Source organism: Picosynechococcus sp. NKBG15041c, assembly GCF_055380235.1.
Map to the genome: position 1 here is coordinate 2,589,719 of NZ_AP040363.1, position 11,913 is coordinate 2,601,631.

Sequence of the window (11,913 nt, forward strand, 5' to 3'; positions counted from 1 at the left end):
TCCGAAACATTTGGCCGATAATCATTGGGGCATTCCACACCGTAGCGATCCATGGCGAAACAGCGCATTCTCTCTGGGGTACAACCCACCGGAAACCTCCATCTCGGCAACTATCTCGGGGCGATTCAAAATTGGGTAGAAATCCAGCAGAACTATGACAGTTTCTTCTGTGTGGTGGATTTGCACGCGATCACTGTGCCCCATGATCCCAAAGTGTTGGCGGCAAATACAAAGGCGATCGCCGCGCTGTATTTAGCCTGTGGTATTGATTTAGAGCATTCAACGATTTTTGTTCAATCCCATGTCAAAGCCCATAGTGAGCTGGCTTGGTTGCTCAATTGCATCACCCCCCTGAACTGGTTAGAGCGGATGATCCAATTTAAAGAAAAAGCCCAGAAACAGGGGGAAAATGTCAGCGTTGGCCTGCTGGACTATCCTGTACTGATGGCCGCCGATATTCTCCTCTACGATGCGGACAAAGTCCCCGTCGGCGAAGACCAAAAGCAACATTTAGAATTGGCCCGGGATATCGTCATTCGCATTAACGATAAATTTGGCACGAAGAAAAATCCCGTACTGAAAATGCCTGATCCGTTGATTCGTACCACGGGTGCTAGGGTGATGAGCCTCAGCGATGGCACAAAAAAAATGTCTAAATCTGACCCGTCGGAGTTGAGCCGGATTAACCTTTTAGACCCCCCCGATGTGCTGACGAAGAAAATTAAAAAGTGTAAAACTGATCCGGCCCGGGGCTTAGAATTTGACAACCCAGAACGACCAGAATGCAACAATCTTCTGGGGTTATACGCCCTCCTCAGCGGTAAAACGAAAGAAACCGTGGCGAGTGAATGCGCAGATATGGGTTGGGGCCAATTCAAACCTCTACTCACGGAAACTGTAATCGCGGCCCTCGAGCCGATCCAGGCGAAATATCATGAGATTATGGCGAACCCCGACTACCTCGATCAGGTGTTGCGAGATGGGCGCGAAAAGGCGGAAACTGTCGCCAATGTCAGCCTGAAACGGGTTCAGGATGCCCTTGGTTTTCTACCACCCCTGTAGAATGGTTCACTACTATTAATTTTTCTGAAAAATTGCCTCCATGACCAGCCGCTTGCGTCGTGCCATCGAAAACCGAGAATTCGTCGTTACCGCAGAGGTCGCGCCCCCGAAAGGTGGCGATCCGATGAAAATGCTCCAAATGGCAAAAATCTTAGGCGATCGCGTCCATGGGATAAATGTCACTGATGGGAGTCGGGCGGTGATGCGGATGTCTTCGATTGCCGCCTCGACCATTCTTTTACAAAATGGCATCGAGCCGATTTTTCAGATGGCCTGCCGCGATCGCAATGTGATTGGACTCCAGGCAGATCTACTGGGCGCCCAGGCCCTCGGCTTGCGGAATGTGTTGGCCCTCACAGGGGATCCGGTGAAAGCAGGGGACCACCCAAAAGCAAAGGCCGTTTTCGACCTCGAATCGGTGCGATTGTTAAAGCTGATCAGCAAATTAAATGGCGGTCAGGATTTCAACGACAAAAAATTGCCCGATGGCCCCCTCGCTCTATTCCCTGGGGGGGCTGTCGACCCGCAATTAAAAAGTTGGTATGCGATCGAATCTCGCTTTGCCCGAAAAGTGGAAGCCGGAGCCCAATTTTTCCAATCGCAAATGATCACAGACTTTAACCGCCTCGAAGAATTTATGACGCGGGTGGCTAGTCAATACGATGCGCCTGTATTTGCCGGAATTTTTCTGTTGAAGTCGGCAAAAAATGCCCAATTTATTAACCGTTGCGTTCCGGGGGCCCAGATTCCTGATGCCATTATTGAACGACTAGCCCAGGCAGAAAACCCCCTCGAAGAAGGGATGAAGATTGCCGCCGAACAGGTCAAAATTGCAAAAAATCTTTGCCAGGGTGTGCATATGATGGCGGTGAAAAAAGAAGATTTAATTCCTCAAATCCTGGATTTAGCAGGTGTTTCAATCCAAAACCAAATAAAACCAATGTTAGTGTGATGCCTTGGATAAAATTGGGGGAGATCACCCAAGCTTAGGAAATCTCTGCCCAGGCAGGTCATTGAGATGGAAATATTACTCACTAACTTGATCCTTCTCTGTTTTATCCTGGCGCTGGTGTTCTTGGTTTGGCTGTTATGGTTTGAAATTCAAAAACAAAGACGCCCGAAACAACGACGAGGCCGGCCATTAGTGCTACCGTCATCTTCGAGTAAGTCTTCAAAGGATTCTCAACTGAAGCAAAAGCTGGTGAAATTACTCCATGGCGATCGCCAAGCCGTCGAACGACTGATTCAGTCTGCTCGCCAGAAAAACCCGGGCGAGTCTCAGAAGTGGTATGAAGAAAAAGTATTGCGTGACTTGGAACGGGACAGAGCCTAAATTTCCACAACAAAATCTATGAATAACTACGCTTTTTATACCCTTGATGTTTTTACGGAGCAAATTTTTGGGGGTAATCCCCTTGCTGTTTTTCCTGACGCCCAGGGCTTAACGGCTTCAAAAATGCAGGCGATCGCCAAAGAATTTAACCTCTCAGAAACCGTGTTTGTCCTGCCCTCAGAGCAACCCGATTGTGATTTTCAGCTGAGGATCTTTACGCCCCATGCGGAGATTCCGTTCGCCGGACACCCCACCGTCGGCACAGCCTATCTGCTAGCTCACCTCGGTTTTATCCCCACAACGCAAACGCAGATTTTCTTAGAAGAAGGGGTCGGGACAATTCCCGTGGCGATCGCCTGGGAAAACAATCGGGTGAAAACCACTGCCCTCAGCGCAGCTCAAATGCCTGTTTTTAGTGAAGTACCCGCTGTGGCGATCGCCGAATTATTAAATCTCACCCCGGCAGATTCAGCATCAGATCGCCAGCCAGCGGTAATTTCCTGTGGTCTATCTTTTTTCTATATTCCCCTGGCCAGTGAAGCCGCTTTACATCGTTGTTCTCTAAATCTTGCACTCTGGGAGAAGGCCCTCAAAAATACAGAAGCAGCCAATATTTATCCTTTTTTTGTGGCGGAAAATCAGACCATTTATGCACGGATGTTTGCCCCAGCCCTAGGGATTACAGAAGACCCAGCTACGGGTTCAGCGGCCACTGCTCTGGCCGGTTATTTGGCCAAATACTACCCTGTTGCCACCCCAGAAAATCATTGGCAAATTTACCAAGGGATTGAGATGGGGCGACCGAGCCAAATCCGTCTCTCGTTCCAAAGCGAGGCTGATCAGGTAAACGCGATTTCCGTGGCGGGGGCTACGGTTTTAGTGAGTGAAGGAACCCTGGGACTTTAAAAAAATGACCACAAAAAAATGATCCCTAGTCATTTAGGGATCATTTTTATTCGATAACTAATTTATTTCGATTGTGAGCCGCCGCAGTATTTAGGCAGAGGCGCTAGAAAAAGCAGCCATTTTCACATCATTTTCCATCAGAACAGTTTGAAGTTCTTCGGCATCAACGGTTTCTTTTTCGACGAGCATCGCGGCTAGTTTATCGAGGACAGCACGGTTGTTCACCAGAACATCCTTAGCCCGCTTGTAGGCTTCTTCCACAAGGCCCCGCACTTCTTCGTCAATCACAGCGGCGGTTTCATCAGAAAAATCCCGGTCTGAAGCGATGTCACGCCCCATAAAGACGTTCCCATTTTGGCGACCGAGTGCCACAGGCCCCAGGCGATCGCTCATGCCGAAGCGAGTGATCATCTGGCGGGCGACGTTCGCCACCTGTTGCAGGTCATTGGAAGCACCAGTGGTGACTTCTTCTTCCCCAAAGATGATTTCTTCGGCGATTCGGCCCCCGAGGGCAACGGCCATCTGGTTCTGCAGATAAGCACGGGAATACAGACCCGAATCCATGCGGTCTTCACTAGGGGTGAACCAGGTCAAACCACCAGCCCGGCCCCGGGGAATGATGCTGATTTTTTGAACAGGATCATAGTCCGGCATCAAAGCACCCACAAGGGCGTGACCCGCTTCATGATAAGCAACCAGGGTTTTACGTTTTTCGCTCATCACCCGGTTTTTCTTCTCGGGGCCAGCGAGGACGCGGTCGATCGCATCATTCACTTCATCCATGGAGATTTCCGTCAGGTTGCGACGGGCAGCCAGGATTGCCGCTTCGTTGAGGAGGTTAGAGAGATCAGCACCGGTAAACCCAGGGGTGCGGCGGGCGATTTTCTCCAGGTCCACATCCTTAGAAAGGGTTTTGCCCCGGGCATGGACATTGAGGATTTCCAGACGGCCAGAGTAGTCAGGGCGATCAACCACCACTTGGCGATCGAAACGACCGGGACGCATCAGGGCCGCATCAAGGACATCGGGGCGGTTTGTGGCCGCAATGATGATGATGCCAGTATTACCTTCAAAGCCATCCATCTCGGTGAGGAGCTGGTTCAGGGTTTGTTCCCGTTCATCGTTACCACCACCAAGGCCTGCACCACGGGAGCGACCAACGGCGTCAATTTCATCGATAAAGACGATACAGGGAGCGTTTTGCTTGGCCTGTTCGAAGAGGTCACGGACGCGGGAAGCGCCGACCCCAACAAACATTTCGACGAATTCAGAACCAGAGATCGAGAAGAAAGGGACACCGGCTTCCCCAGCAACGGCTTTGGCAAGGAGCGTTTTACCGGTTCCAGGAGGACCGACAAGAAGCACACCTTTAGGAATTTTTGCCCCGATTGCAGTGAACCGATCAGCATTTTTCAGGAAGTCAACCACCTCAGTCAATTCGAGTTTGGCTTGTTCAATCCCCGCCACATCGCCAAAGGTGACTTGGGTTTGGGGTTCCATCTGGACCCGTGCTTTGGATTTACCGAAGTTCATCGCCTGGGAACCAGGGCCGCTCTGGGCACGACGGAGTAAGAAAAATAGGCCCACAAGGAGCAAAATCGGGAAAATCAAGGTGCTGAGGGCGCGGAAAATCCAATTGTCATCGCTCTGGGGGAGCACAGCGATATCAACATTATTTTCACTAAGAATGTCGATCAGTTCTGTGTCTCCCGGAGGAAGATTCACGAGGATCGGTGTGCCATCGGGAGCCGGAACAAAGGCTTTTGTGCGATCACCACTAATTCTGACACTTTCGACATTGCCCTGTTGGACTTCTTGGAGAAACTGACTATAACGCCAGGTGACTCGACTTTGGGGTTGCTGATCCAGAAAAGACACAGCCAAGGAGATCACAACGATCGCCAAAAGAGCATAAAGCCCGGTGCTGCGCCATTTTTTGTTGTTTTTGTTCACTACTGAGAGCCTCCTAGGTTTTGAGGATAAGCGGAATATGATGCGGTTCTTAAAAGAGCGTCTTATCCTGTAAGTTCAGGTTGGTTATTAAATAATGTTAACGTTTCTCAGGAAAGATTGTTTAATTTTCTCATTTCATGTCTAAAATCTCACGTCATATTCCACAGAGAAGCGATTATCGTCATTGAGGTCCGTCGAGCCCCGTATAAATAATTGGTCGTTTACGCGATACCGCAGACCAAACTGAGTTGATTGATTGCTATTGATAATCTGCAATACAGAGACCGATAGATCGGGGCTGATGTTGGCGCTGAGTTCCGCGCCGATCCCCAGGGTCGAGCTACCAGTATTTTCATCGTTAGTGATCACCGTCGGGAAAAGGCGTAGCTCACTTAAGCCCAGGGCGCTGCCTATGACATTCTGGAGGTTACTCAGGAGAGCAGACCCCGCAAGGTTGGCGAGGGCCAGGGTTTCACTAGTACTACCCCCCGTAAAGTTTTCCAGAAAAGAGCCCCCCAAAAGCGAAATCAATTCCGTCTCACTGCGGGGCGGACTACTAGTTAGCTCGATATTTTCATCAAGGTTACTGGCCCGTCCCCGGACTCTTGCTTGGATGCGGATGGTTTCAATGGTACCGAACTGGTTCGGGCCGAAGACAGTGGTGTCGCGAATCTCGGCGGAGAGGGGGTTCGTGGTTGATAGGAAGAAACGTGAATTTTCAAGGAGGGAGGTTTCAAGGGTTATGTCTAGTTCTGGATCCAGGCCAAAGTTTGGGTTAAAAATGGCGACGTTCCGATTACCCCCCAAGCGTAATTGGGTGGCAAAGAGATTAACTTGGCCACGATTGAGTTGAATTTCCCCCGCAGGTCTTAGGTTATCAAGGGTACCGTTGAGAATTAGATCCCCGGTGGCCAGGAAATTGAGGATCGGTTGTCTTGTGATTTGGATGCGATCGCCCAGGGTGATTCTCAAGTTATCAAATTCAGTAATTGCCCGGAGGTCGAGGCCACCATTGCCATTTTCGTCGGGCTCTGGGGTCTGTCCATTACCGTTGCCATTATTGCCATTACCGTTACTGCCTTGGGTTCCCTCCGTTAGAAAAATACGGCCCGATTGGAGGGTTAAATCGCCCCCAATTGTCGGTTCTAAACTCGTACCAGCCACAACTAAATTCCCAGCAACCCCCCCCTGGTAAAGGTCCGTGAGGGAAAAATCCAGATCTTCGAGGCTGACCTGGAGAGTCTGCTCGGGCCCTGTGCGTCTCGCCAAGGGGAGTTGGCCTGTAATCGCCACTTGGCCACCACTAAAGTCTCCCGTCAGTTCCCGGACAGTGAGGGTATCAAAGTCAAAGTCAATTTGGCCCTGGACATTGGTAAGGGGTGCATCGGGCAACACTTGGGCCTGGACTTGGGCCTGGGCGATCGCCACCTGACCATCCGCCACAAGATCGATCGGTCGGCCTGTTTCCAAATCAATCTCACCCCTAATTTCTAGGTCGGCCTGCCCTTCGCCCCCAAGCCACATCAATTGGCCTCGGGTCAAAATATTGAGGAGAGCAAAACTCTCATCTTCAAGATTAAACGCTAAATTGAGCTCATTATTTTCGGGGAAGACCGTCGCGTTAGGGAGTCGGTAGGGCATACTCCCTGTAATTTTTAGGGGAGTCGCCTCAGCCACCAGTTCACTGTCGACGATAAAATCTAAGCGGGCGTTATTGTAGGTAAAGTTGCCCTTAACACTATTGATTGGCGTGTCGTTAATCTCTGCTGCTGCTAAAGTCATTTCTCCCCGTGCTGAAGGATTTGCAGGGGTACCAGCAAGGGCAGCCGTCGCATTGACAAAGCCATCGACGGTCACCGCTTCAGGCAGATCAACAAATTTTTCTAAAAAGGCCATGGGCACTTCGTTGAGGCGCAGCTGTCCAGTCTGAGCCTCGCCCCCAAAACTACCGATAAAGCTGAGATTGCCGCCCCCATCTGCCTCAGAAAGGCGAATTCCCACGGGGCGCAGGGTCAGCACCTGATCCCGCAAAACCCCCCGGGCGATCACTTGGGGAATCGTGATTTCGCCCCACTGCCAGGGAGATCCGGCGATCTGTGATTCTCCAGCAACGGTCACTTCTTGGTAGCCACCAGCAAGGTCAAAGTCGGCCTGTAAACCAGATTCAGCATCATAGATAAAGCTCAAATTGCCGCTAAATTCCCCCTGGAGATCCGCGAGTTCTGCGGGGAGGAGGGGTTTTGTTTCGGCCACATTCATCTCAAGCTGGGCCTGGACACAGCTGAGGAGGGCGAGCCTCTCGATAAAAGATTGTTGGCGATCGCCTTGACGATACAGAATCAGACTTTCCTCTCCATCTGGCTCTGTACCATCGTTGAGGAGGGTATCGCAGCGATATTGCTCCCGTTCGAGGACTGGAGCATCTGGTAATTCCAGGGCCGGTTTCGAGGGGACAGCCATGGAAATCACCTCAGTGGTCACAGGGGGAGAAAGGGGGCGGCCTGCATAGAGATCTTCACTGCGGCCAAACCGACTGGAACGACCGAGATAATCTTGTAAAGACAAGCTGCTGAGGTACTGAAAGTCTTCGTAATCAAAGATTTGGAGGGCGGCTAGCACATCTTCAATGCGTCCTTGCTCAATATTGCTTGTGAGCTGAATGCGGGGACTAGGACGTTGGGCATTGGGGAGGGCAATGGTGCTATTGGCGATATAACGGCCGCCATTTTGAGTCCATTCGAGGTTCTGGAGTCGTAGGGTTTCATTGGCAAAATAAAAATTCCCCATGAGGCGATCGCCACTCAGATAACCGAGCATCGGCTGGGCGATCGCCACCTGACCAGAAGCTGACCGGGCGACTAGGTCAGCACGTAACTCACTGGAAATACGTCCTCCCAGGGCAACGGTCTCTAGGGGGAAGTCAAGGCGACGGAGAGCAGGTTGCCCCTGGGCCACCTGTTGCACCAAAGTGAGGGGGAGATTAGCGCTGCTCAGTTCGAGTCGGGTGGGTTCCAGACCCCTCTGGTCGTAGTCTAGGGCCAACTCTAATGTGGCGCCATCGAGGTTGAATTGTGCTTGTTCTGGGCGCAGAAAAGCGTTGAAACGAGCTGAAATTTGATCTTGTTCCCCTTCTAGGACGAGCACAGTGCGGCGGTCACTACGGGTCTGAATTTGCCCCTCAAGCAAGGGGTCGAGGGTAAGTTCGGCCAGTTGGACATTAGCTAAAGCCAATTGGCCATTGATTTGGGGTTGCTGAATTGTGCCTTGAATTGTCCCCCGAAATCCCCCTTGTCCAGTTAATGCTAGGGCTTGGGCCGCTTCTGGCAAGGGGAGTTGGCGTAGATTTTCTAAATCCAAGTTCTGGGCATCAAGGTTCAGGGCGATTTGGGTGATGGCCTGGATTGGGTTGCGGCCCAGGCGATCGCTATCGATATCGAAGAGGCCATCGGCGCGGAAATTTTGGGCGATCGCCTCCTGGATTTGCAGTTGCCGGCCATTCCAGGCCCAGCGACTCCTGAGGGGTGAATCGATCAAAGCAATCCCTTCGCTGAGGCGTAAATCTCCCTGGGCTTGTAGGTTGCGTAAATTCGGCTGGGTGACATCGGCCACCAGTTGCACCGTACCATCCCCTAAACCAGTGAGGGAATCATTCAGGCGATCGAGATTTAAATTTTGGGCGGTAAAGTCCCCTTGAAATTGACCATTCTGGAGGGTTAACAGTCCCCCTCGCACCGTTCCCCCTGCCAGCTGCGCATTCAAAGACCCCTGGGCCAGGATTCCTTCGATCACTAAATTATTAACGTTGCCGCGCACATCAAATTGCCCTTGGCTGGGAATGGTGGCTTCAAGATTAGCCAGTTGGGGGGCAAAGTCCACGAGGTTGACGTTATTTACCAGGGTGCGGCTATACCATTCTCCCCCAGCAAGGGTGACCCCTTCCGTGCGGATTTCCCCTTGGCCTACGGTGATACGCCCTGAGCCCTGGGCGATCGTCGTGTCTAAACCAACATTCTCTAGAGGGCCACTGGTTTGAAATTGGCCAGAATAGTTGGCCACTAAACTCCTGGGTACTGCGGGTAACAGTTGTTTAAGGTCTAAATTATTCAGGTCTAAATCTGCCCGCCATTGACCCTCTTCGACGACAATATTGCGGGCGATCGCCTGACCACTGGCAAAACTGGTGCGAGCCTGGCCAGTAATGGCCAGGGAGCCTTCTGGTTGGTTATTTTCGGGCTGGGCGAAGGTGCCCGAAACCTGAAAGTCACCATTGACCAAACTCTGTTGTAAAAATGGTGGTACTTCCTCTGTGAGCAACTGTGCGAGACGGAGCCCCTCGGCCCGGGCGGGGGTCTGCCACTGGGTTTGGGTAATGCGGAGATTGGGCATTGTCACAAAGCCCCCCGCCACTGGTACAACGGCCGTTCCTGAGACCAAAAATTCTGACACTTGATCCAGGGGCGCTTCAAACAGCACATCGGTGCGACCCAAGCCCGCCTGGACGGGTAATTCGATCTCGTAGAGCTGGGCCAAGGCATTGGTGGGCAGTTCTGTCCCTTGGGCGGTAATGGCGATCGCCCCGGTGGGGATGGTGTCACTGGCCAGTTGGATCGTGCCCTGGCCAACAATATTCCCCCCTAGGGTGGGCTGGGCAGTGAACTGCTCGATCACGAAACGGCCATCTTCAATGGCCATATCCCCTTGGAAACTGTCAATGGTGAGGCGATCGACCGTTAGGGGCGTGGCGTTTACAGCAGCTACAGTAAGCTCTAAATCATCCAAAAGGCCACCAAAGGTAACCGTTGCCGCCAATTCTCCTTCGACAGGAAAGGCTGGTGCTTCGAGTTCAAAAGCATCCAAGATGAGGGCAATTTCAGCGGCAGTCGCTTCCAGTTGGCCCGTATAACCGCCTTCAAAATCAACGATTAAATCCCCACCAAAATTCAGTTCCCCCAACTGGCCCGTCGCTTGCTTAAAGTGCAGTGCTTGGTCTTGAAAACCAATGCGACCATTAAATTCTCGAATCGGTTTAGCTAAACCGGGCACATCAAGGGTACTGTCCTGGGCAACCACTTCCCCCGACCAACTGACCACATCTCCATCTTCTAGCTTGAGGTTAACAAAGCCATCAATAAAGCCGTCGGCAAAGGTGACCGGGGGCACAAGAAGGTGGGAAATCGCCGCAGGATTAAGTTTTTTACCCCGGATATCAAGGTCACTCACATCCTGGTCAAAGTCTAAGATCCCCGATACTTCTAATTCACCGCCTTCGTCTAATTTTCCTTTGACGTCGAGGTCAATGACTTTATTGTCATTGCTGAGATTACCTTTCCCGGAAACGATCGCCAAATTGACTGGGGTACTCAATGCGCCAGACCGTTGGCGGGCAATCAAAGTCAGTTGACCTCGCCGCAGTTGAATGCGGTTGATATTTACCTTGAGATCGTCGTCATCTGAGTCATCGGGAGTGATTTCTAGGTCAAGCCAGCGACGGGCTTCATTTTGTTCAACGGTGATTTGAGGATTGACCAGGGTGAGATTGAGATCTAACTGGCGGCGAATGAGTAATGTCCAAAGATTAAAATCAACGGCGATCGCCTCCACTTGAATCCGATCATTTGACGCTTCCGTGGGAGGCAATTCCGAAGCGCCAAACCGCAGTTCCCTCCAAGACAACCCTTGAACACGGCCAATCTGAATTGGGCGATTAATTGTTTTGCTGAGTTGCTGTTCGATTTGTGGCGATAAACGCTGAAAGATAAAATAGCGACCATAGCCAATGCTGGCTCCTGCCGTCACGACCATACCCGCAGCAACGCCGACAATCCACCGTTTTGGCCAACGGGCATTATTTTGTTGTTGCCCTGGAAGTTCGGGGGGAGAAGAAGGGGTTGGGCTCATGGCGACAGTGGTCTGCTGGAACTGCGATCATTATAGATAGATTGACCCAAAGGAAAATGTTTTGTGGCCAGCTGATCTACGAAACTTACCACCCGCTTGCTCAAAACCATGGGGCGATCGTCCCATTGCGGGTTCAAAAAAACACAAAAAAGGGAAGTCAGTGCTGTGCTGCTTCCCTGCTGAGGCTAAATAATTACGTCGATAGTGAGCGAGAGATTCTCGAAACCTGAGGTATAAACCTAGATTTTGACCGTTTGGGCCATGGCTTTAAACGCGGCCATGTTTGCCCCAGGGCGACGCCGCTGGGAACGGTTACCGGGGTTGAGGAGATAGCCCGTGGCGAAACCACCGACCATGGCCGTTTGGGCCTGGGCTGCTTCTTGGCTGGCCGCCTGAACCGCAGCGGCGATGATGCTTTCTGGATCGCTCGCAGCAGGGGCACTCACCACAGGGGCAGGGGCCGTCGCCACAGGCTCACCTGATGCGGTAGCCTCAGGGGTTTCTACTGCCTCAGAGCGCACTGCTGGGGCCATGGGCGCAGCGGCGGCAGATTCATCGCCCTGGGCGGGCAGTTCCATAAAAAAGTCGTCTTTTTTCTTTCCTAAAATTTTTCCAAGCACGGGCAAGCTCCTAAGGATTTTTGAAAATACGTTTAAATGGCCTTCAACGTTTTTGTCAGTATCTTTGTCAATTGAGGGTGAAGGCACTAGCGGTGTTAAGTTACGCTGATTCTATTGATTAAGTTTTATTAAGTCAAGAAA

7 protein-coding genes are annotated in these 11,913 nt (G+C 51.5%); 4 read left to right on the forward strand and 3 right to left on the reverse strand.

The genetic code is table 11. The features are described from left to right. Window positions 1-51 precede the first annotated feature (51 nt). From trpS to ACZ45B_RS12465, 4 genes are all read left to right on the forward strand, one after another. A complete protein-coding gene (trpS, locus tag ACZ45B_RS12450) occupies window positions 52-1,062 on the forward strand; it encodes a tryptophan--tRNA ligase (protein WP_024546679.1) in 1,011 nt (336 codons plus the stop codon). Between the two features lie 40 nt (window positions 1,063-1,102). Then, window positions 1,103-2,014: a methylenetetrahydrofolate reductase gene (locus tag ACZ45B_RS12455; RefSeq protein ID WP_464674880.1), complete on the forward strand. Its 912-nt coding sequence runs from the start codon at window positions 1,103-1,105 to the stop codon at window positions 2,012-2,014. Between the two features lie 66 nt (window positions 2,015-2,080). After that, window positions 2,081-2,395: a hypothetical protein gene (locus tag ACZ45B_RS12460; protein ID WP_024546677.1), complete on the forward strand. Its 315-nt coding sequence runs from the start codon at window positions 2,081-2,083 to the stop codon at window positions 2,393-2,395. Between the two features lie 18 nt (window positions 2,396-2,413). Next, complete coding sequence (locus tag ACZ45B_RS12465) at window positions 2,414-3,301, forward strand: PhzF family phenazine biosynthesis protein (protein ID WP_024546676.1); 888 nt, start codon at window positions 2,414-2,416, stop codon at window positions 3,299-3,301. Window positions 3,302-3,391: 90 nt separating this feature from the next. Here the strand turns inward: ACZ45B_RS12465 and ftsH3 are convergent, their stop codons facing one another. The 3 genes from ftsH3 to ACZ45B_RS12480 form a co-directional block, all read right to left on the reverse strand. After that, window positions 3,392-5,254, reverse strand: a complete 1,863-nt coding sequence (gene ftsH3, locus ACZ45B_RS12470; RefSeq protein ID WP_024546675.1) for an ATP-dependent zinc metalloprotease FtsH3 — start codon at window positions 5,252-5,254, stop codon at window positions 3,392-3,394. 141 nt (window positions 5,255-5,395) lie between these two features. Continuing rightward, window positions 5,396-11,152 (reverse strand): translocation/assembly module TamB domain-containing protein, encoded by a 5,757-nt coding sequence (locus ACZ45B_RS12475; RefSeq protein WP_024546674.1) that lies wholly within the window; start codon window positions 11,150-11,152, stop codon window positions 5,396-5,398. Window positions 11,153-11,391: 239 nt separating this feature from the next. Further along, the gene (locus tag ACZ45B_RS12480) at window positions 11,392-11,730 is read right to left on the reverse strand and encodes a hypothetical protein (RefSeq protein ID WP_038027972.1); all 339 of its coding nucleotides are present in this window, start codon (window positions 11,728-11,730) and stop codon (window positions 11,392-11,394) included. Window positions 11,731-11,913: the final 183 nt, after the last annotated feature.